Source organism: Pseudothauera rhizosphaerae, assembly GCF_004801305.1.
Lineage (GTDB): Bacteria > Pseudomonadota > Gammaproteobacteria > Burkholderiales > Rhodocyclaceae > Pseudothauera > Pseudothauera rhizosphaerae.
This window is the reverse complement of record NZ_SSOD01000010.1, coordinates 40975-61080: the sequence shown is the minus strand read 5'-3', so window position 1 is coordinate 61080 and position 20106 is coordinate 40975. Positions and strand designations below refer to the sequence as shown.

Annotated in this window: 17 protein-coding genes and 1 tRNA gene; 16 read left to right on the top strand and 2 right to left on the bottom strand. The window is 68.7% G+C overall.

The window, feature by feature from the left end; all coding sequences use genetic code 11:
- Positions 1-36 precede the first annotated feature (36 nt).
- The 3 genes from E6O51_RS13415 (at position 37) to E6O51_RS13405 (ending at position 2899) form a co-directional block, all read left to right on the top strand.
- On the top strand, positions 37-1005 hold the full coding sequence (locus E6O51_RS13415; RefSeq protein WP_136385505.1) for an ABC transporter substrate-binding protein: 969 nt from the start codon (positions 37-39) through the stop codon (positions 1003-1005).
- Between the two features lie 72 nt (positions 1006-1077).
- Positions 1078-2193, top strand: coding sequence for a YncE family protein (locus E6O51_RS13410; RefSeq protein WP_136385504.1), 1116 nt, complete (start codon positions 1078-1080; stop codon positions 2191-2193).
- A 37-nt stretch (positions 2194-2230) separates the two neighbouring features.
- Entirely contained in the window at positions 2231-2899 is a 669-nt protein-coding gene (locus tag E6O51_RS13405; RefSeq protein ID WP_136385503.1) for an SCO family protein, read from the top strand.
- 12 nt (positions 2900-2911) lie between these two features.
- On the opposite strand, the gene rlmM is transcribed toward E6O51_RS13405, so the two are convergent.
- The gene (gene rlmM / locus E6O51_RS13400) at positions 2912-4006 is read right to left on the bottom strand and encodes a 23S rRNA (cytidine(2498)-2'-O)-methyltransferase RlmM (protein WP_136385502.1); all 1095 of its coding nucleotides are present in this window, start codon (positions 4004-4006) and stop codon (positions 2912-2914) included.
- A gap of 101 nt (positions 4007-4107) precedes the next feature.
- Here rlmM and E6O51_RS13395 point away from each other — a divergent pair, with 101 nt between their 5' ends.
- Positions 4108-5145: an aldo/keto reductase gene (locus E6O51_RS13395; RefSeq protein ID WP_136385501.1), complete on the top strand. Its 1038-nt coding sequence runs from the start codon at positions 4108-4110 to the stop codon at positions 5143-5145.
- 22 nt (positions 5146-5167) lie between these two features.
- On the opposite strand, the gene E6O51_RS13390 is transcribed toward E6O51_RS13395, so the two are convergent.
- A complete protein-coding gene (locus E6O51_RS13390; protein ID WP_136385500.1) occupies positions 5168-5554 on the bottom strand; it encodes a hypothetical protein in 387 nt (128 codons plus the stop codon).
- 109 nt (positions 5555-5663) lie between these two features.
- Here E6O51_RS13390 and E6O51_RS13385 point away from each other — a divergent pair, with 109 nt between their 5' ends.
- The 12 genes from E6O51_RS13385 (at position 5664) to E6O51_RS13330 (ending at position 20089) form a co-directional block, all read left to right on the top strand.
- Positions 5664-6950: an extracellular solute-binding protein gene (locus E6O51_RS13385; protein WP_408003413.1), complete on the top strand. Its 1287-nt coding sequence runs from the start codon at positions 5664-5666 to the stop codon at positions 6948-6950.
- Positions 6951-6952: 2 nt separating this feature from the next.
- Positions 6953-7708, top strand: a complete 756-nt coding sequence (ugpQ, locus tag E6O51_RS13380) for a glycerophosphodiester phosphodiesterase (RefSeq protein WP_136385499.1) — start codon at positions 6953-6955, stop codon at positions 7706-7708.
- 74 nt (positions 7709-7782) lie between these two features.
- A complete protein-coding gene (gene ispB / locus E6O51_RS13375) occupies positions 7783-8751 on the top strand; it encodes an octaprenyl diphosphate synthase (protein WP_136385577.1) in 969 nt (322 codons plus the stop codon).
- Positions 8752-8790: 39 nt separating this feature from the next.
- Positions 8791-8867 (top strand) — tRNA-Pro (locus tag E6O51_RS13370).
- Positions 8868-9230: 363 nt separating this feature from the next.
- Positions 9231-9659, top strand: a complete 429-nt coding sequence (gene gspG / locus E6O51_RS13365) for a type II secretion system major pseudopilin GspG (protein WP_211091403.1) — start codon at positions 9231-9233, stop codon at positions 9657-9659.
- A gap of 83 nt (positions 9660-9742) precedes the next feature.
- Positions 9743-10720, top strand: a complete 978-nt coding sequence (gene gspK / locus E6O51_RS13360) for a type II secretion system minor pseudopilin GspK (protein ID WP_168735273.1) — start codon at positions 9743-9745, stop codon at positions 10718-10720.
- Complete coding sequence (gene gspL, locus E6O51_RS13355; RefSeq protein WP_136385496.1) at positions 10717-11907, top strand: type II secretion system protein GspL; 1191 nt, start codon at positions 10717-10719, stop codon at positions 11905-11907. The genes gspK and gspL overlap by 4 nt, the downstream gene beginning before the upstream one ends.
- Complete coding sequence (gspM, locus tag E6O51_RS13350) at positions 11904-12524, top strand: type II secretion system protein GspM (RefSeq protein WP_136385495.1); 621 nt, start codon at positions 11904-11906, stop codon at positions 12522-12524. Before gspL ends, gspM begins: the two co-directional genes overlap by 4 nt.
- Positions 12521-15208, top strand: a complete 2688-nt coding sequence (gspD, locus tag E6O51_RS13345; RefSeq protein WP_136385494.1) for a type II secretion system secretin GspD — start codon at positions 12521-12523, stop codon at positions 15206-15208. Before gspM ends, gspD begins: the two co-directional genes overlap by 4 nt.
- Entirely contained in the window at positions 15205-16665 is a 1461-nt protein-coding gene (gspE, locus tag E6O51_RS13340; protein ID WP_168735272.1) for a type II secretion system ATPase GspE, read from the top strand. The genes gspD and gspE overlap by 4 nt, the downstream gene beginning before the upstream one ends.
- Before the next feature lie 538 nt (positions 16666-17203).
- Positions 17204-18406: a type II secretion system inner membrane protein GspF gene (gene gspF / locus E6O51_RS13335; RefSeq protein WP_136385493.1), complete on the top strand. Its 1203-nt coding sequence runs from the start codon at positions 17204-17206 to the stop codon at positions 18404-18406.
- A 501-nt stretch (positions 18407-18907) separates the two neighbouring features.
- The gene (locus tag E6O51_RS13330; RefSeq protein WP_168735271.1) at positions 18908-20089 is read left to right on the top strand and encodes a substrate-binding domain-containing protein; all 1182 of its coding nucleotides are present in this window, start codon (positions 18908-18910) and stop codon (positions 20087-20089) included.
- Positions 20090-20106 lie beyond the last annotated feature (17 nt).

Here is a 20106-nt window from a genome sequence, read left to right as displayed (position 1 = left end):
AAGACCCACACGTTTCATCAAAGGAGCGATACCACCATGAGACTCACCACCCTGCTGTCCGCCGCCGGCCTGGCTTTCGCCGTGCTGGCCGCGCCGGCCCAAGCCGCCGACGCCAAGAAGGAGCTGTTCCCGATCAAGTACGCCAACGTGCAGTGGTTCGACCCGGTCTACATCGCCGATGCGAAGGGCTGGTTCGCGGAGGAAGGGCTGAAGATCGACTGGGTGGGCGAAGTGCCGGCCGCCCAGCTCGTGCCCGCGGTGGCCTCGCGCAAGGTGGACATCACCAACCGCATGACGCCGCTGGTGCTCACCGCGCGCCAGGGCGGGGCCAAGCTGACCCTGATCGCCGCCGGCGCCCAGACCACGCCCGAGCGCCCGCACATGAAGTACCTGGTCAAGACCGGCAGCCCCATCAAGTCGATCCAGGACTTCAAGGGCAAGAAGATCGGCATCAACAGCTTCGGCGCGTGCTCGGAATACGTGCTCAAGGAATACCTGAGCCGCAACGGCCTGGACGGCAGCGTGGAGTTCGTCGTGCTGCCCGACCCCAACATGGAGCAGGCGCTGACCCAGGGCCTGATCGACGTGGGCGTGCTGCATTCGCCCTTCCATGAGAAGGCCGTCATCACCGGCACCGCCACCGAGGTGTTCAGCGACTACGCGGTGGACAAGGGCGAGCCGGGCATGCTGCCGTACTTCACCCACGACGACTTCATCAAGGAAAACCCGGAGGCGGTGAAGAAGTTCGTCAAAGTGCTGGTGCGCGCCTCCAACTGGGTCAACCAGAACCACGACGAAGCCGGCAAGATCTTCGCCAAGGCACGCGGCCTCGATCCCCAATACTCGGGGAGCTGGAGCTACTACGAGAACGGCCTGATCCAGGACGGCCCGGTGCAGTGGTGGATCGACTACCTGGTGGGCATCGGCCAGCTCAAGGCCGGCTCGCAGAAGGCCAGCGAGGTCTACACCAACCGCTTCAACCCCTACTACGTCGCCAAGCAGTAAGCGGCGGCCCCTTCGCGGCGGCGCAGCGGTCTTGCGCCGCCGCGCCGTTTCGTCGTGGGGATTCCTCCTTCCATGTCGTCCGTCTTCCGCCTGATCCGGCGCTGTGCCTTCGGCCTGGCTCTGTTCGCCGCCCTGCCGGCCCATGCCGGCAACTTCGGCGACGTGCTGCGCTACCTGTTCGTCAGCCATCCGGCCGGCAGCCTCGTCACCGTCATCGACACGCGCGACGACCGCATCGCCGGGACGCTGGATGTCGGCCTGGTGCCGCTGCAACTGGAAGGCTCGGGCGATCTGGCCAAGCTGGTCGCCATCGACGGGCGGAGCCCGCGCGTGAACCTCGTCGAGCTGACCGGCGGCCGGCTCGCCAGCGTCGCACTGGATTTCGTCCCGCAGCGCATCGTCGTCAGCCCCAACGGCCTGAAGGCTGTGGCCATCGCGCCGGAGGAGGGCGTGTTCGCGCTGGTCGATCTGCTCTTCGCCGTCCCCCTCGGGCCGACCCGGCATCACCCGCAACTGCACGACCTGCTGTTCGACCGAAGCGGGCAGGTCCTGCACATTGCGGATGCGGAAGGTATCGAACGCTTCGATACCGGCACGGGCCGGGCCCTCGGACGCATCGGCCCGGCGGGTGCGGTCCTGCGGCTGGACTCGAGCGCCAGCGGGCGCCACCTGTATGCCCGCACGGCGGACGGCACCATCCATTCCGTCGCGCTCGACCCTTCCGCCGGTACCGCCGGCCCGGGCGCCCTCGCGGCCGGGGAGGGCGTGGCACGGGCCTACACCAATGCCACCGGCACCCGGCTCTTCCTGCCCGACAGCGCCCGGCGGCGGATTTCCATCGTTTCCCCGCTCACGCTGCGGACCGAGGCCGTGCTGCCCGCGGCCGCCGGCCTGGGGCACGTGTATTCGGCCTGGTTCGACACCGTCGCCTTCGTCGCCAGCGCGGAGGGGCCCGCGGTGCTGGTCTTCGACCAGGAGCACGCCGTACGCGGCGCCGACATCCCGCTTTCCGGCGTCGGCGGGCGAGGCACCGTGACGCCGGACGGACGCAAGTTCTATCTGCCGGTCGCCGACGGGCACAGTCTGGCGGTCATCGACGCGGAAGGGCGCCGCCTGGCCAAGTACATCGTCCTCGACGCACCGCCGCGCGCCGCGCTGATGGCGGTGACCTTCGGCATCTGCCACTGACGCGGTCGTTCATCCATCCCGATCCACGGAGCACACCATGCACGAGAAAACCATCCGGCCGGCCCTGGCGCTCGCCGTCCTCCTGGCCGCCCTGGCCGTCCCCCCGCAGGCCGTCGCCCACGGAGGTCCGGCCCTGCCCGCCGCCGCCCCGGCCATCGGCGGCCACTTCGAACTCACCGACCAGAACGGCCGCACCGTGCGCGACAGCGACCTGCGGGGCAAGGTGGCGCTGGTCTTCTTCGGCTTCACCCACTGCCCGGACGTGTGCCCGATCACCGTCGCCAACCTCACCCAGGCCCTGCAACTGCTCGGCGACAGGGCCGACCAGGTGGTGCCGGTGCTGATTACCGTGGACCCCGCCCGGGACACGCCGGAGGTGATCAAGGCCTACCTGTCCCACTTCGATCCGCGCATCGTCGGCCTGACCGGCAGCCCGGAGCGCATCGCCGCCGTGGCCGCCGCCTACAAGGCGTACTACAGCGAGCCGCCAGCCAGCGCCCATGCCGGCCACAATGCCCACGATCACGGCGCGCACGGCGGCCATGAGGCCCATGCCGCCCACGGCCTGGCAACGGACTACCGGGTGGACCACTCCAGCTTCGTCTACCTGCTCGGCACCGACGGCCGCTACCGCACGCACTTCGCCTTCAACGAGGCGCCGAGCGCCATCGCCGACGCGGTGCGCCCGCATCTGCCGAATCCGTGAGGCCGGGTCGCCTTACCGGTGCAGCGCCAGATAGGCGGTGACTTCGTCGCGGTCGTGGTACAGGTGCTTGATGCGCAGGTCGAAGGGGCCGACGCTGGCCAGGCGCTTGGCGATCAGCGCGCGGCACTGGGCCACCGCATCCAGGCGGCGCTTCATGGGCAGCTTGAGGTTGAAGATGCTGCGCCTGCAGCGCCCGGTGGCGATCCAGTCCGCCACCAGCGCGGCGATGCGGGAGGGCTGCTCCACCATGTCGCACACCAGCCATTCCACGGAGCGCGGCGGGCGCCAGGTGAAGCCGTCCACACGCAGGTGTTCGACCATGCCGGTCGCCAGCACGGATTCGGCGATGGGGCCATTGTCCACCGCGGTGACGTGCATGCCCCGGTTGGCGAGCTGCCAGGTCCAGCCGCCGGGCGCGGCGCCCAGGTCCACGGCGCGCAGGCCGGCGCGCAGCGTGACGGTGCGCTCCTCTTCGGAGAGCAGGGTCATGAAGGCTTCGGCCAGCTTCAGCGTGGAGCGGCTGGGGGCGCCGCCCGGCATGCGCAGGCGCGGGATGCCCATGGGCCAGGGCGAACTTTCCTCGGCCAGCGCCGAGGCCAGCCAGGCGGTCTGGGCATCCTCGAACACGACGTGCAGCACGGGCAGCCCGACCTTGCTGGGGCGCAGCGCGCTGGCCTGTTTCAGTACGTTGGCGAGCGGTTCGGCGAAGCGGCGGCAGAAGCCGGAGCGCTGCTTGGCTTCGTCGGTGTCCGGGGTCTCCAGTACCAGGGCGCCGAAGCGCTGGCCGGTGGCCTTGACCGCGTCCCGCAGCGGCGTGGCCCGGTCGCGCTCGGGCAGGTCTGCGACGCGGGCGAACCACAGCATCAACTGGCGCACGAACACGGGCACGCGCCAGTCGGCGAGCCCCTCGAAGACCGGGGCCGGGAGCGGCTCGTAGGTCTCGTAGACCACCAGGCCGCTGTCGGGCTTGGCGCGCACGTGGCCGATCAGGCCCGCTTCGGCAGCGAGTTCGTCCAGTTCCGCGGCCAGCTCCTTTTCGAAGCCGGCACGGCAGAAACCCAGCAGGCCGCTGACCATCAGGCCGGGAGGTTGTTGGAAGTCGGGCATGGCGGTCCTGTTGGGGGGCTGTCGTATCATCGGGGCGAAGGCGGGGGATGATAAGCCCCGTGGCCGGGGGCGCAAAGCCCGATCCCATACAGGAGAACGCAATGGAATACCGGGTGCTGGGCGAGGGCGGGCCGAAGGTGTCGGCCGTCTGCCTCGGAACGATGACCTTCGGGCAGCAGAACACCGAGGCCGAAGCCCACAGCCAGCTCGATCACGCGGTCGAGCACGGCATCAACTTCATCGACACCGCCGAACTGTACGCGGTGCCGGCGCGGGCCGAGACCTACGGCGCCAGCGAAGCCATCGTCGGTAACTGGCTGGCGCGCCAGGCGCGGGAACGCATCGTGCTGGCGACCAAGGTGGCGGGACCCGCGCGCAACCTGGAATGGATACGCGGCGGCCCGCCGGCGCTGGACCGGGCCAACCTCCGCGCGGCGGTGGAAGGCAGCCTGCGCCGGCTGAAGACCGACTACATCGACCTCTATCAACTGCACTGGCCGGAGCGCAACCAGCCCATGTTCGGCCAGTGGCAGTACGACCCGGGCAAGGAGCGCGAGTGCACGCCGATCCGCGCCCAGCTCGAAGCGCTGGCGGAACTGGTGGAGGAGGGCAAGGTGCGCCGCATCGGGCTGTCGAACGAACACCCTTGGGGCGTGATGCAGTTCGTCCGCCTCGCCGAAGAGTTCGGCCTGCCGCGGGTGGTGTCGCTCCAGAACGCCTGCAATCTGCTGAACCGCAGCTTCGAATATGGCCTGGCCGAGATTTGCCATCGCGAGCGCGTGGGCCTGCTGGCCTATTCGCCGCTGGCTTTCGGCCATCTCACTGGCAAGTACCTGGCCGATCCCCAGGCGCCGGGGCGGCTGACCGAGTTCGAGAACTTCGGCCAGCGCTACACCAAGGCGAACGTGCAGCCGGCGGTGGCGGCGTATGCGGAACTGGCGCGCAGCCGGGGCCTGACGCCGGCCGCGCTCGCGCTGGGCTGGATCTATCACCGGGGCTATGTCACCAGCACCATCATCGGCGCGACCACCATGGCCCAGTTGCAGGAAAACCTCGCCGCCTGGCGCGTGAGCCCGGATGCCGAACTGTTGGAACGGATCGACGCCATCCACCTGCGCTTCACCAACCCCGCGCCGTGAGGGCAGGGCGGGCGAGTACGGATCAGCTTGCCGACGGCTTGATCGGGGTGAAGGGCATGCCGGGCACGATGGCCGGCGCGTCCTCGCCCTCGTCCGCCGGAGAGGTCTTCGCCGGTTGCGGCACCAGTTGCGAGGGAACGTCCTGCAGCTTGTGCTCCATCATGTAGTCGTTCATCTCGCGCCAGCCGGCGAACACGGCCGCCTTCTGCGCCTTGGGATTGAGCACGTAGCAGTCTTCCAGCGAACGCCCGGCGTGCCGGCAGGCACTGCCGATGGCGCGGCCTTCGGCGTCGGCGACCAGCGCCTCCTTCTGCGGGTCGGGGAGTTCCAGCAGGTCGGCCAGCCGGTCGCAGCCGAGCAGCAGGGGCGCGAGGAGCAGGAGGAGGGAACGTCTGGCAGCGGAGGACATAATTTCTTACAGTTGCCGGGGCGGGGTACAACAAGAATTACGTCCGTGTTTGGGAAATCTTGAATCGGTCTTCTTCGATCGACCGCTTTTTCTTCGGGTGACGACAGACATGAAAACGACAACGTGGCGGCAGGGGTGGATGGGTGCGGTGCTGGCGCTGATGCTGCCCGTGGCCGGTTTGGCCCAGCCCGCGGCCGAAGGCGCCAAGGGCGTGAAGGAAATCGAACTCGCGCACCGCTTCGATCTGGTCAGGACGGAAGCCCTGCAGTCCCTGGTGGACCGCTTCAACGCCCAGAGCAAGGATTACCACCTGACGCTGACGCGGCGCGACTGGCAGCAGGGCGCGCTGCCGCACCTGATGATTCTGGACGGTGAAGAGGAAGAGCGCTTCCTCGCCGGCAAGGCGCGCTACCGGGCGCTGTACGAGCTGATGCGTACGGCCGGCGTACCGCTGCAGACCCTGCGTCCGCCGGTGACCATGACGCGCAAGCCGGTGGATGCCCAGGGGCGCCTGCTGGCGCTGCCGGTGGGGCTGACCACCCCGGTGCTGTACGTGAACCGGGAATCCTTCCGCCGCGCCGGGCTGGACCCGGAGGCGCCGATCAACACCTGGCAGGACCTGCAGCACGCGCTGGGCACGCTGTTCGACAAGGGCCATGCCTGCCCCTACACCGTGTCCGAACCAGGCCGGGTCATGGTGGAAAACCTCAGCGCCTGGCACAACGCGCCGGTCACCGCCAGGCGCGGGCGCACGGAGGCGCCGGCCTTCAACGGCTGGGTGCAGATCAAGCACGTGGCGATGATGGCGAGTTGGTACCGCGCGCGCTACCTGCACATCTTCGGCCGCGGCCCGGAAGCCGAGCGCCGCTTCGCCGATGGCGAGTGCGCCGTGCTCGCCGCACCGTCGGCGAGTTGGGTCGCCTTCCGCCGCCAGACTGGGCTGGACGTGGGCGTGCTGCGCCTGCCGTTCTATGAAGATTTTGCGGGGGCACCGCAGAACACGCTGGCCGATGGCGCCTCCCTGTGGGTCGCCGCGGGCAAGAAAGCGGCGGAATACAAGGCCGCCGCCCGTTTCGTGGCCTTCTGGCTGCAGCCGGAGAACCAGGTCGCCTGGCAGCGGGAAGCCGGCTACCTGCCCCTCAACCGTGCCGGGCTGCTGGCCTACCAGAGCGACTTGCTCGGCCCCGACCTGGAAAACGTGCGGGTGGCGGTCGCTCAACTCACCAACAAGCCCGCCACCGCCCAGTCCTCCGCTTCGGCGGTGGTCGGCAGCGACAAGGTGCGGCGCATCCTCGACGAGGAACTGGCCGCCGTGTGGGCGGACGTGAAGCCGGCCAAGGAAGCGCTGGACACCGCGGTGGCCCGCGTGGCGCCACCGGCGGTCGCCCGCCGCTGAACGTGGGCGGCGCGGCCCCCTGGCGCTGGCCGCGGGTGCTGGCCCATCGCTGCGGCGGGGGGCTGGCACCGGAGAACACGCTGGCCGGGCTGGAGGCGGCGCGGGCCTGCGGCTGCCGCGGCGTCGAATTCGACGCCATGCTGTCGGCCGACGGCGTGCCGGTGCTGATCCACGACGAAACCCTGGAACGCACCACCAACGGCAGCGGGGCGGTGGCCGAAACCCCCTTCGCCGTCTTGCGCAGGCTGGATGCCGGACGCTGGTTCGACGAGCGCTTCGCCGGCGAGCGCATCCCCGCCCTCGGAGAGGCCGCCGCGCGCTGTCTGGCCCTCGGCCTGGCCGTGAACCTGGAAATCAAGCCTGCCGCCGGCCACGAGGCGCAGACGGGCAGGGTGGTGGCGGAACTGGCGCGGGCGCTGTGGCGAGGGCAGTCCCTGCCGCCCCTGTCGTCCTCCTTTTCGGAAGAGGCATTGGCTGCCGCAGCCGTGACGGCGCCCGAGCTGCCGCGCGGCCTGCTGGTGGAAACCGTGCCGGCGGATTTCCGCGAGCGCTGCGTCTGCCTGGGCGCCATCGCGCTGCACGTGGGCGCCGAAGGGCTGGATGCCGCCACCGTCGCCGCCGTGCGGGGTGCCGGCCTGCACGTGCTGGTCTATACGGTCAACGATGCACAGCAGGCCGCGGCCTTGTTCGACTGGGGCGTGGACTGCATCGTCACCGATCATCCCGAACGGATAAAGGAGCCGGCAGCGGCGGGTTGAGGCGTTCTGCCCCGTGTTGACGCGGCTGCGGCGGGCCTCCTAACATCCCGCTTTTCCCCGTGAGCGCGTCCGCCTTGTCCATCCAGCAGCTCTTCGCCCCGATCGCCGCCGACATGCAGGCCGTCGACGCGGTGATCCGCCAGCGTCTGTACTCCGACGTGGTGCTGATCCGCCAGGTGGCCGAATACATCATCCACAGCGGCGGCAAGCGCCTGCGCCCGGCACTGGTGCTCTACACCGCCGGCGCCATGGGCTACCGCGGCACCCATCACCACGAACTGGCCGCGGTGGTCGAATTCATCCACACCGCCACGCTGCTGCACGACGACGTGGTGGACGAATCCGACCTACGCCGCGGCAACAAGACCGCCAACGCCATGTTCGGCAACGCCGCCTCGGTGCTGGTGGGGGATTTCCTCTATTCCCGCGCCTTCCAGATGATGGTCGGCGTGGGCGACATGCGCGTCATGCAGGTGCTGGCCGATGCCACCAACATCATCGCCGAAGGCGAGGTGCTGCAACTGCTCAACTGCCATGACGCGGACGTGGGCATCGACGGCTACCTGCGCGTGATCCGCTACAAGACCGCCAAGCTGTTCGAGGCCGCCGCCCGCCTGGGCGGCATCGTCGGCGGCGCCCCGGCGGAGCTGGAAGAACGCCTGGCGACCTTCGGCACGCACCTGGGCACGGCCTTCCAGATCATCGATGACGTGCTCGACTACTCCTCCGACGAGGCCGCCACGGGCAAGCACCTGGGTGACGACCTGGCCGAAGGCAAGCCGACCCTGCCGCTGATCCACGTCATGCAGCACGGCAGCGCCGAACAGGCCGCCGTGGTGCGCAAGGCCATCGAAACCGGCGGCCGTGACGACTTCCAGGCCGTGCTCGCCGCCATCCGTGCCACCGGCGCGCTGGACGAAAGCCGCCGTCATGCCCGCGCCGAGGCGCAGCTCGCCATCGCAGCGCTGGACGCCTTGCCCCCTTCCATTTTCAAGGACGCATTGCTACAATTATCGAACTTTGCGGTTGCGCGGGATCGCTGATATATTAGTGGGCTTCGCAAGGCAACAACGAAGAAGCGTCGGGGAATAGCTCAGCCTGGTAGAGCACTGCGTTCGGGACGCAGGGGCCGGAGGTTCGAATCCTCTTTCCCCGACCACAAAATCCCGAAAAACGCCCAAGTGATTGATTCACTTGGGCGTTTTGCTTTGAAGCGACATCTTCAGCGGTTGTTGCGCGCTTTGCGCTGCGCCCGACGATGGCGGGGCACGGCAGGCAGGATGGCGAGCCTCAGCGTGCCCGATGGCGAATGCGCGCCCGCCAAGAAGCGTGCATTACCAATATGTGACATATGTTCTGGAGAAATTTGACGTTACTCCGGATTTATCGTCAATTTTGTCGCTAATGCGGCAGATTTCTCCCGAACAAAATAAACGGAAATGACACGTTGATTTGAGATCATCGTCGGGCGCGGAATGCATTCGGCCTGGAGATGAAGATGATAGTTGGCGTCCCCGGATCAATGCGCGGTACTCCCAGACACCAGGGAGGCTTCTCGCTGATCGAGATCATGGTCGTCGTGGTGATCATGGGTGTCCTCGCCGCATTGATCGTTCCCAACCTGATGGACCGCCCCGACCAGGCCCGCGCCACGGCTGCGCGTCAGGACGTAGGCGCCCTCATGCAGGCGCTCAAGCTCTACCGGCTCGACAACAGCCAGTACCCCAGTGCCGAACAAGGCTTGCGCGCCCTGGTCGAGAAGCCCACCGCGGGCCGCATGCCGCCGAACTGGCGCCCCTACCTGGAGCGCCTGCCCGCCGATCCCTGGGGCAACCCGTACCACTACCTGAATCCGGGCACCAATGGCGAGATCGACGTGTTCTCGCTCGGCGCCGATGGCGAACCGGGTGGCGAGGGAACCAACGCCGACATCGGCTCCTGGCAACTGTAGGCGAGACCATGGGCGGATTCAGGGGGCTGCCTGCGGGCCTGCGATCACGGCATTGCACCCGCTGGCGGCGTGGCCAAGCGGGCATGGCCGTCATCAGCGTGCTGGTGGTGGTCGCCGTGGTGGCGGTCATGGCCGCTGCGCTGATGGCGCGGCAGGCCACTGCGATCCATGCTGCCCAGGCCGAGCAGACCCTGGTGCAGGCGCGGTGGCTGCTGCGCGGTGAAATCAGCCGTGCGCAGGTCGTGCTTCGCGCAGAAGCCCAGCGCGAACCTTCCACGCGTCTTGATGGACTTTGGAGTCGGCCGATCACCGGCAAGGTAGTTGGGAGCCTTGATGGTGAGCCCGCCCGCGTGTTTTCCGAGATCATTGATGAACAGTCAAAATTTAACCTGCGAAATCTACTGACCGCCGACGAGGTCGATCCAACCGAGGCTGCAACGTTCTTGCGGCTCTGCACACTTGTAGGGGTTCCACCGGAACAGGCCCGGCATATCGTGCGGCGTGTCGTGGTGAGCCTGGTCGCGGCGGAGCGTCGCGTCGAGGCAGCGGGTTCGCCTTCACCGGCAAGGATTGAGCGGCAGGCGCAGGCTCGGGCAGTCGCGACACAGCTTGGATTGCCTCAGCCGCTTCCTTCGCAAGAAGAAGCGCCGCGCTTGCGCACCCTTGATGATCTACTCAGCGACCACGGCATCGAGCACGCCGCGATCGAGCGACTGCGGCCGTATGCGACGATCTTGCCGATTCGTACTCGCATCAATGCCAACACGACCGGGCCGGAAGTTCTCGCGGCCGGTGTCCCGGGTCTGCCACTGGAGCGTGCGCGAGCGTTGGTCCAAACGCGCGATAGGGGCCAGTGGTTCCTGAACCGGGGCGACATCATCAATCGCTTGCAGATGCGCGAGACACTGGACCCCGCTGAACTCCGGGTGGGCGTCACCAGCCGCTGGTTCCGGGTTTCCAGTGCCCTGCGGACACCGCATACGACGGTACTGATGCAGGCATTGCTGCACGACAACAAAGAATCCCTTCCCGAAGTGGTGTGGCTGCGGGAGGGGGCATGACCGCGATCAGCGTCGACCTGCTCCGCCTCGTTCTCCCGCCCTGCCGTGCGAACGGTCCGGCACCCGTGCGCTGCGCCTGGCGCGTGCCCCGGGGGCCGTGGCAAAGCGGATTCCTCGCGGACCTGGACGAGGTCGCGGCCCGGTTCAGGCCCCGGCGCGTGGAAGCGTGCCCCCACCCGGCCGACCTCTCGATGACCGAAGCCGAACTGCCGCCGCTGCCGGCCGCAAAGCGGCGTCCGGCAGTGCAGGGTGCCGTCGAACTGCTCGCATTGGCGCCGCCGGCGAGCCTGGCCATAGGCTTCGGCCCGCGGGGCGATGCCGGCCGGGTGCCGATCGCCTGGATGGCGGCCGGGCAACTGGCGGGCTGGCAGGGCCAACTGGCGGCGAACGGCCTCCGCGTCGATGCCGTGTACCCGCCGCCCGCCTTCCTGCCCCTGCCACACGATGCCGGGCCGGACGGCGCGGCCAGCGCCGCCATCATCGACGACTGGGTGGTGGTGCGCACGGGGCCCGACTCGGGGGCGCTGTACCCCCTGCCCAGCCGCTGCAGCGAGCCGGGCCAGCTCCAAGCCCGCATCCAGGCGGCGCATCCCGCCGTCGGCCGGCTTCAATGGCATCACCCGGACGGGGCCGGTGACGATGAACCGCCGTGGAGCGGGGCCGGCTGGTCCTGGGGCCTGCCACTGGGGCATGGATCGTCGCGCACGCTGGAACACAGTTGGCTGCGCCCGGCGCTGGCCTGGGGCGCCGCCGCGGCGCTGGTCGGGCTGGTCGGGCTCAACCTCCATGCCCACCGCATCGCAAGTGAAGGGCAGACGCTGAAGCGGGAGATGGCAGCCCAGGTGAAAGCGGCCTTTCCCGAGGTGCCGGTGGTGCTCAACCCCTTGCAACAGGCACGCCAGCTTCGCGATGCGCGCAACGCCGGCACCGGATCGGCGGCCGCCGATGACTTTGCCGCGCTCCTGCGCACCTCCACGACGCTGCTCGCGCAGTCCGCCGGGCAGGTGGAGCGCGTGGATTTCCAGGGCGGCCGGCTTCGGCTGCGATGGCGGGAAGGCGCGATGCTCAAGGCGAGCGAAGTCGAAGCGCTGCAGGCGCAAGCCGCGGAGCGCGGCCTGGCGATCGAGTCCGATAAAGACGGGCTGCGTGTGCGCGCTGCCGCCGCATCGCCGGAGCCGTCGCCATGACCGCGCGGCCGTCCGCATTGCGCGCCGAAAGCGTGCCGGCAGCGCTCCGCCGCTTCACCGTTCTTCCGGTCGGCGGCGTCATGGCGCGCCTGCGCGCACGGCTGCAGCCGGTCCACGCGCAGGCCACGAGCCGCTGGCGCGGCCTGGCGCCGCGTGAGCGCAAGCAGATCCTGCTGATGGTGGCGGTGCTGGCCGGGGCGGCCGTCTGGCTGCTGTTCACCAAACCTGCGTTGGACACCCTGCGCTACTGGGGCGAGGAAATGCCGCGCCTGCGCTCACAGGCGGCCGCGCTGCGGGACATCCTCGCCGACGTCGGGGGCGTCCCATCGGCCCTGGGCGCGCAGACCGGGCCGCCCGCCGCGCGCACGAGCGCCAGCCTCGACCAGATCGGGCTCGCCGGGACCTACCGGATGCGCGAGGACGGCACAACACTGATCATCGGGTTCGAGCAGCCCGTGGACGCCGCACGGCTGACCACCTGGCTGCTCAACGCACCGGCGGGCCTGGGGCTCGCGGTGGAACGGGCCACGCTCCAGCGCATCGACGGGGACGAACACGGCATCAAGGCCTCCGTGACGCTCGCGGCACGGCAGCGACAACCAGGGAACGGGACATGAAGCGCATCGATGCGAAGCGGGCCTTCCGGCCCTGCGCGCTCGCGTGCAGCCTGGCGCTGGCCGGCTGCGCCACCACCGGCGAGGAACCGCTCTTTCGGGACGGCACCTATGTGCCGAGTTCCGCCGCGCAGACCCGCGAGCAGGCCGCACGGGCACAGCCCGTTGCACCGCCTTCCGCGCTGATGCCGTCGGCATCGCCGGGCACGGGCGAACGGGTGATCCGGCCCGTGGGCGGAAGCCGGCCGGCCGGCGACCGCCCATCGGCCCGTCGGCCGGCCGCGGACGTGGAAGACCAAGTCGTCCTCAACTTCCAGGATGCGGAAATCCAGGCGGTCATCAGCGCCTTGGCCCGCTTCCTGGGGCGAAACTTCCTGATGGACCCGCGGGTGAAAGGGCAGATTACCCTGGTCTCCGACGGCGAGATCGGTGCGGATACGGCCTACGGCATGCTGGTATCGGCCCTGCGCATGCGCGGCTTCACCATCGTGGACGTGGGCAGCGTGAGCCGCGTCGTGCCAGTGGCGGACGCCAGGCTGCAGGGCGGCGCCGTCGACGACCCGGCCGCCGGCGGCGGCATCGCCACCCGCACCTTCCGCCTGGCCTATGAGAACGCCGAAGCGCTGGTGCCGGTGCTCAAGCCGATGATCGCGCCGGAGAACAGCATCGCCGCCTACGCCGCCAACAACACCATCGTCATCACCGACTACGTCGACAACCTGGAGCGCATCGCCCGCATCGTCGAAAGCATCGACACGCCCACTGCGCTCGACACCGAAGTCGTGAAGGTCCACAACGGCGTGGCCGTCGACATCGCGGGACTGGCCGGCGAACTGCTGCAGCAAGGCGGCAGCAATGCGCAGCGGGACATCGCGGTGCTGGCCGATCCGCGCTCCAACAGCATCGTCATCCGCGCCAGCAGCCCCGCCAGGACGGCGCTGGCGCGCGACCTCATCATCAAGCTGGACAACGCCCAGGACGATCCGGGCAACCTCCACGTCGTGTACCTGCGCAACGCGCAGGCCACCTCCCTCGCCGGCGTGCTGCGCGGGCTGCTGACCGGCGAATCGGGCGACGTGGCGCTGGGCAGCGGCGACAGCGCGCGCGCCGCGCTGGGCGCCGGCGGCATGCTCAGCGGCGGCGGCAGTACCGGCACTACCGGGCGTGCGGCGAACACGTCTGGCACCACCACCTCCGGCAGCGGGCTCGCGGCGGGCGGCAGCCAGCGCTTTGGCGCGAACACCGGCGGCGCCGGTGCGCAGCAGCAGAACGGCGGCACCGCGTTCTCCGCCAACGGCGTCACGGTCCAGGCCGACGCGACCACCAACACGCTCATCATTTCGGCGCCCGAGCCCATGTACCGCAGCCTGCGCCGGGTCATCGACCTGCTCGACCAGCGGCGTGCCCAGGTGCTCGTCGAAAGCCTGATCGTGGAAGTCGTCGAGGAAGACGCCGCCGAACTGGGCATCCAGTGGATGCGTCAGGGCGGGCGCTTCATCGGCGGCACCAACCTCGGCGGCGCCGGACTCGACAACGACGCGGCCAATACCATCGATCTGCTGCCGCGGGGCCTGAACCTGGGCGTCATCGACGGCACCATCAACCTGCCCGGCGTCGGCGAGATCATGAACCTCGAAGTGCTGGCGCGGGCGCTGCAGACGCGCGGCGGCGCCAACATCCTGTCCACGCCCAACATCCTCACCCTGGACAACGAAGCCGCCTCCATCATGGTCGGCAAGACCATCCCCTTCGTCAGCGGCCAGTACATCACCTCGGGCAGCAGCGGGTCCGACAACCCGTTCCAGACGGTCGAGCGCGAGGACGTCGGCCTGAAGCTGCAGATCCGGCCGCAGATCTCCGAAGGCGGCACGGTCAAGCTGGACATCTACCAGGAAGTCAGCAGCATCGACGAACAGAACTCGGGCATCGCCGGCATCGTCACCAACAAACGGGCGCTCGATACCAGCGTACTGCTCGACGACGGCCAGATCATGGTGCTGGGCGGCCTGCTGGAAGACAGCGTCAACAACGGCAGCGACGCCGTACCGGTGCTGGGCTCGATCCCGCTGCTCGGGCATCTGTTCCGCTACGAACGGCGCCAGCGCGTGAAGACCAACCTCATGATCTTCCTGCGGCCCTACGTGATCCGCGACGCCAATGCCGGCCGCGGCCTCACCCAGGACCGCTACGACTTCATGCGCACGGCGCAGAGCCGCGTCCAGCCGGGCCGCCACCCGCTGCTGCCGGACATCGCCGCCCCCATCCTGCCGCCGGCCGACCTGCCGGTCGCAGGGCGCAGACCTGCGCTCGACCTGCGGCCCGAACAATGGCCCCGGACCCGCGAGCAGGAGGTGCCGCCGACCGGGGTTTCGAGCGCGGTCAGGGAACGGCCCGCGGCGCCGGAAGACGATACGCCCGGTGTGACCGGAGACCTCGCCGCGCTCTACGCCGCGCCCGCCGGCGACAGGACGGTGGTGCAGGTGGCCGACGTGCGCCAGGAAGAAGACGCCACCCGGATCGCCCGGCGCGTGCGCATCAGCGGCCTGCCGGCCTATATCGTCACCGGGCCGGGCGGCATGGGCTATGCGGTGCGGGTGGACCTGCCGCGCGACGCCCGCGCGGTGGATGTGTCCACCGAAGTGCTGCGGGAACTGGGCTATCGCCCCGAACTGGTGGTGACGCCATGAGCGCCATGCCGCACATGCTGCAGATCGTCGACCCGGCGCTGCCGCATGCCTGGGCGCGCAGCCAGCGCATCGTCGTACAGCGGACCGGCGACGCCCTGCGCCTTGCCACCAGCCCGCGGACGCCCGGCTGGGCGCTGGCCGAGGCCGTGCGCCAGACGGGAATCGGGCATTGGCACGAGGTCGAAGAGGCCGACATGGACGCGCTGCTGGCCGCGGCCTATACCGAGTCCGGCAGCGCCGCCGAAGTGGTCGGCGCCGCCGAGTCCGAAGTCGACCTGGAACGCCTGATGCACGACATCCCGGCCGTCACCGACCTGCTCGACGCCCAGGACGACGCCCCCGTCATCCGCATGATCAACGCGCTGCTCACCCAGGCCGCGCGCGACGGCGCCAGCGACGTGCACTTCGAGGCCTTCGAGACCCACTCCGTGGTCCGCTACCGCGTGGACGGCACCCTGCGCGACGTGGTCTCCCCGCGCAAGGCGCTCCACGCGGCGCTGATCTCCCGCATCAAGATCATGTCGCAGCTCGACATCGCGGAAAAGCGCATTCCCCAGGACGGCCGCATCACCCTGCGCGTGGCCGGCCGCCCCATCGACGTGCGCGTATCCACCGTGCCCACCGTGCATGGCGAACGCGCCGTACTGCGCCTGCTGGAGAAGGACGCCGGGCGCCTGCAACTGCAGAAGCTCGGCCTGGCGCCCGACACCCTGGAAGAACTCACCCGCCTGATCCGCCAGCCCCACGGCATCGTGCTCGTCACCGGCCCCACCGGCAGCGGCAAGACCACCACCCTCTACGCCGCGCTCGGCCAGCTCGACAAGAGCGTGAGCAACATCCTCACCGTCGAAGACCCGGTCGAATACGACCTGCCGGGCATCAACCAGATCCCCGTCCACAGCAAGATCGGCATGAGCTTCGGCGCGGCCCTGCGCGCGGCCCTGCGCCAGGACCCGGACAACATCATGATCGGCGAAATCCGCGACCTGGAAACCGCGCAGATCGCCGTGCAATCCTCGCTGACCGGGCACGGCGTGCTGGCCTCGCTGCACACCAACGACGCCATCTCGGCCGTGACGCGGCTGACCGACATGGGCATCGAACCCTTCCTGTTGTCCTCCTCGCTGCTCGGCGTGCTGGCCCAGCGCCTGGTGCGCTGCCTGTGCCCGGCGTGCAGGCGGCAGGACACCCTGCCGGACGGCGGCACGAGCTGGGTGCCCGTGGGCTGTGCGCAGTGCAATCACTCCGGCTTCAAGGGCCGCACCGGCATCCACGAACTCTTCGTCATCGACGACGAAATCCGCCGCGTCATCCACGATGGCGGCAACGAGCAGGCCATGCGCGAAGCCGCCCGCCGCCGCGGCATGCGCACCATGCGCGAGGACGGGCAGCGCTGGGTCGCGGCCGGGGTCACCACGCAGGACGAAATCCTGCGGGTGACCCGGGACGAGGGATAGGAGCAGGGAAACCGCATGAATGCCAATGAGGTAGGCGCACCGGCTGGCATCGTCGGTGCGCCGCTCTTGCTCCTCCCCCTTCACTCCCCTCTCCCCTCGCGGGGCGGAGGCGGAAAAGCGAAGCACCGCTTCGCCCGCCGGAGCGCCCTGTGGCCGGCTGGCCACAGGGCCGGGGCGCGGAGCGGGGGCCGGGGGAGAGGGGGAATGGCCTTCCAGCATGGCACACCGCCGCCCCTGCGGGGCACCCCTCTCCCCAGCCCTCCCCCGCAAGGGGGGAGGGAGCACCGCGCAGTCGGCAATGACGTTACCTTGTTTGAACTGCATTGGGGGTGGAGCAACAATACAGTTCATTCAAGCGAACAGCATGATCCTTTCTCCCCTCTCCCCTTGCGGGAGAGGGGCCGGGGGAGAGGGGGAATGCCCTTCCAGCATGGCACACCGCCACCCCTGCGGGGCGTCCCTCTCCCCAGCCCTCCCCCGCAAGGGGGGAGGGAGCCCACCCCCACCCGATTGCCCGACTGGGGACAGGAGTGCCGCGATGCCCCGCTTCCAGTTTGAGGCCGCCAACGCCGCGGGCCAGATCCAGGCCGGCACCATGGAAGCCGAATCCACCCGCGCAGTCCGGCTGCAACTGCGCGACCGCGGCCTGACCGCCCTGGACGTGCAGGAAGTCTCCGCCGGCACCGGCCCGTCGTGGCTCAGTCCCGCCCTGAACGCGGCGGACCTGTGCTGGACGACGCGCGAACTGGCAAGCCTGCTGGGCGCGAGCCTGCCCCTGGAAGCGGCGCTGACCGCCACCATCGAACAGGCGGAAAAGAAGGCCGTCGCCGATGCGCTCACCGCCGTGCGCGACCACGTGCGCGGCGGCATGCGGCTGGCCGACGCGCTCGGCGAGCGCCCGCGCGACTTCCCCGCCATCTACCGGGCCCTGATCAGCGCCGGCGAAGATTCGGGCGACCTGGCGCGCGTCATGGAACGGCTCGCGGACTACCTGGAGAACCGCGACAACCTGCGCAGCCAGATGCTCACCGCCTTCATCTACCCGGGGGTGATCGCCCTGGTCTCGGTGGGCATCGTCATCTTCCTGCTGGGCTACGTCGTGCCGCAGGTGGTCAGCGCCTTCTCCCAGGCCCGCCAAGAGTTGCCCGCCATCACCCGGGCCATGCTGGCCGCCAGCCACTACGTGCGGGACTGGGGCGGGCTGAGCAGCGCGGCGCTGGCGGGCCTCTTCGCCCTGTGGCGCGGGCTGCTCAGGGACGACGGCGTGCGCCTGCGCTGGCACGCGGCCATCCTGCGCATCCCCCTGGTGGGCCGCTACGTGCTGGGCGTGAACACCGCGCGCTTCGCCTCCACCCTCGCCATCCTGATGGATGCCGGCGTACCGCTGCTGCGCGCGCTCGACGCCGCCCGCCAGACCATGGGCAACGACCGCCTCAAGGCCTGCGTGGCGGACACCGCATCCCGGGTCCGGGAAGGCGCGCCCCTGGCGGCCGCGCTGCGCGTCCAGAAGATCTTCCCCTCCAACCTCATCCACCTGGTGGCCAGCGGCGAAAAGACCGGCGCGCTGGCCCCCATGCTGGACCGCGCCGCCACCAACCTTTCGCGCGATCTCGAACGCCGCGCCACGCGCCTGAGCGCTCTCCTGGAACCGATGATGATCCTGGGCATGGGCGGTGTGGTGATGATGATCGTGCTGGCGGTATTGCTGCCGATCATGGAAATCAACCAGATGGTGCGCTGACGCGCGCCGCGCCGGTGCCCGGACGTTCCGCGTCCGCCGGCTCCTTGCCGTTGTTACGAATCGTAAGCACAACCGCCGGAAAAGGCCGTGTTCGGGAGCGGTCCTGCAAATGTTCGGGAGAGCGTGCCGGGAGGACCGGCGGGCGAGGCGGGCTCCGATCAACTGAGCGGGCGTCCGGAGACCGGGAACCCCATCTTCCCATCGCTTGAAAATCAATGCGTTCCGGGAACTTCGTGACAAGTCCATGAGCATTTCATCGGAATCTCGATGGCATCGTAACACGATGTATCTCAATGAATTATCGGGAGAATTTTTGTGCGTGTTGGGGATTTCATTTAGTCGCCGTGTAACCGGCGATCGTGAAAATGGACTCGCCGCCAACCGATGGCGGCATGTCAGCCCCCAGGGCGACGGGCGTCATGCGCGAGATGGCGAATGAGACGCCCAGGCAGGTTGGTTCGCAGGTTCTCCCAAGTTCACTGAATGCAAAGGAGCAATCCGATGAAAACGTTCAAATTCAAGGCGCTGTCCGCGGTCGTTGCGGCTGGCATGATGGCGATGGCTGGTGCGGCTTCGGCGCAGGAGCAGTTTGTCGTCGGCGGCGGTGCGACGCTGCCGCAGCACCTCTACAACGATACCTTCACCCTGACGGACATCAATGGCCTTCCGGGCTTCGAAGCCTACATCGGTGTCGGCAGCGGCGCCGGCAAGCGCGCCTTCTTCAATAACGACGCTACGGAGTTCGGCCTGGCGTCCGGCATCACCGTCGACTACGCGGGCAGCGACTCCCTGGTGAGTTCGACCGAGGCGGCCAACTATAAGCTGAACGACGAGCCGGATTTCGGCCCGCTGATCCAGATCCCGTCCGTGCTGACCTCGGTCACCGTGCCGTACAACGTGCCTGGCGTGTTGGACCTCAATCTGACCAGCGAGCAGTTGGCTGCGATCTTCTCCGGTGCCGTGACCAACTGGGAGGACGTCGGTGGTCCGGACTTGGACATCACCGTTGTGTACCGCCAGGACGGTAGTGGCACCACCGAGATCTTCACACGCCACCTGGCGGCTCGTAGTTCGGCATTCACGGCCGACAACGTCTTCTGGGAAGCGCTGGGTCATGCGGACGAAAGTGATTTGGATACCCGGCCTGGTAACTATCTTCCGAGCAACGATTTGGGCACCGAAGGTAGTGCCGGTGTTCCCCAGGTCGTCTATTCCATCCCGGGTGCGATCGGCTACGTGAGCCCGGACTACACCGATGAGGACGACAACACCAAAGTCGCCCGCATCAACGGCCTGCTGCCGACCCAGGTCAACGTGCAGGCGGCCATCGAAACGGTTCCGGTACCGACTGCGGATGAGGATCGCCAGAATCCGTTGGCGTGGGGCATCTCCAACCCCAATCCGTCCGCGGGCTATTCGATCGTCGCTTCGACGAACCTGATCCTGAGCCAGTGCTACGAGAGCGAGGATGATACGGCCAGCATTCGTGACGCCCTCACCAAACTCTACAACGGCACGTGGAACAGTAAGATCGTCCAGCACGGCTTCATCCCGCTGCCGCCTGTGTGGGCGAACGCCATCACTGCCACCTTCCTGAACCATGCGGATCCGCTGGAACTGTCGGTGGGCAATCCGGCGGAATGCCCGGCCGGTTTCGGTCGTCCGATCGGTGATGTCGATTGAGTTGCAGATAGGGTCTC

Bases quoted from the DNA above. Each gene is read 5' to 3' on its own strand.
- E6O51_RS13385 (WP_408003413.1), top strand. From the start codon at position 5,664: ATGAAAACGACAACGTGGCGGCAGGGGTGGATGGGTGCGGTGCTGGCG.
- E6O51_RS13390 (WP_136385500.1), bottom strand. From the start codon at position 5,554: ATGTCCTCCGCTGCCAGACGTTCCCTCCTCCTGCTCCTCGCGCCCCTG.
- E6O51_RS13395 (WP_136385501.1), top strand. From the start codon at position 4,108: ATGGAATACCGGGTGCTGGGCGAGGGCGGGCCGAAGGTGTCGGCCGTC.
- gspF (WP_136385493.1), top strand. From the start codon at position 17,204: ATGCCCCGCTTCCAGTTTGAGGCCGCCAACGCCGCGGGCCAGATCCAG.
- E6O51_RS13330 (WP_168735271.1), top strand. From the start codon at position 18,908: ATGAAAACGTTCAAATTCAAGGCGCTGTCCGCGGTCGTTGCGGCTGGC.
- rlmM (WP_136385502.1), bottom strand. From the start codon at position 4,006: ATGCCCGACTTCCAACAACCTCCCGGCCTGATGGTCAGCGGCCTGCTG.
- gspM (WP_136385495.1), top strand. From the start codon at position 11,904: ATGACCGCGCGGCCGTCCGCATTGCGCGCCGAAAGCGTGCCGGCAGCG.
- gspG (WP_211091403.1), top strand. From the start codon at position 9,231: ATGCGCGGTACTCCCAGACACCAGGGAGGCTTCTCGCTGATCGAGATC.
- gspE (WP_168735272.1), top strand. From the start codon at position 15,205: ATGAGCGCCATGCCGCACATGCTGCAGATCGTCGACCCGGCGCTGCCG.
- gspK (WP_168735273.1), top strand. From the start codon at position 9,743: ATGGCCGTCATCAGCGTGCTGGTGGTGGTCGCCGTGGTGGCGGTCATG.
- gspD (WP_136385494.1), top strand. From the start codon at position 12,521: ATGAAGCGCATCGATGCGAAGCGGGCCTTCCGGCCCTGCGCGCTCGCG.
- E6O51_RS13415 (WP_136385505.1), top strand. From the start codon at position 37: ATGAGACTCACCACCCTGCTGTCCGCCGCCGGCCTGGCTTTCGCCGTG.
- gspL (WP_136385496.1), top strand. From the start codon at position 10,717: ATGACCGCGATCAGCGTCGACCTGCTCCGCCTCGTTCTCCCGCCCTGC.
- E6O51_RS13410 (WP_136385504.1), top strand. From the start codon at position 1,078: ATGTCGTCCGTCTTCCGCCTGATCCGGCGCTGTGCCTTCGGCCTGGCT.
- E6O51_RS13405 (WP_136385503.1), top strand. From the start codon at position 2,231: ATGCACGAGAAAACCATCCGGCCGGCCCTGGCGCTCGCCGTCCTCCTG.